The 416-nt window shown below is 50.0% G+C and carries 1 protein-coding gene; it reads right to left on the reverse strand.

The window, feature by feature from the left end; all coding sequences use genetic code 11:
* Positions 1–416: HlyD family secretion protein (locus tag NI468_RS16175; RefSeq protein ID WP_478244677.1), on the reverse strand; the 416-nt coding region annotated here is incomplete at both ends.

Raw genomic sequence — 416 nt, forward strand, 5'->3', positions numbered from 1 at the left:
AGGCTGACCACAGGGACTGCGGTGGCTACCAGCTCCGAGACTTTGCCATAGGTTTTAGACACCGTTCCGTTTACAGGTGCTACTAATTGGGTTTCTGCTTCTAAAGCATTGGCTTCATCCAGCGCAGCCTGGGCAATATCTACCTGTGCATCGGCGGAACTCTTTTGCTGCGAAGTGCTGCCACGTTTGGCACGTGCATATTGCTGATACGCCGCCTCTGTCATTTGCGCCGCTGATTGACTGGCTGCATACAATTCATCACGGCGCTGGCGTGAAATCACACCTTCCTTAAATAAATTTGCACCACGCTCATAAGAAACTTTGGCTAAATTTTGCTGTGCTTTCAGCGATTGCCAGTTGGCATACAGACTGGCGATATTTTCTTCCTGCGAGCCACGTTCAGCAGTCGATTGTAA

This window comes from Acinetobacter lwoffii (genome assembly GCF_024129355.1).
Lineage (GTDB): Bacteria > Pseudomonadota > Gammaproteobacteria > Pseudomonadales > Moraxellaceae > Acinetobacter > Acinetobacter lwoffii_I.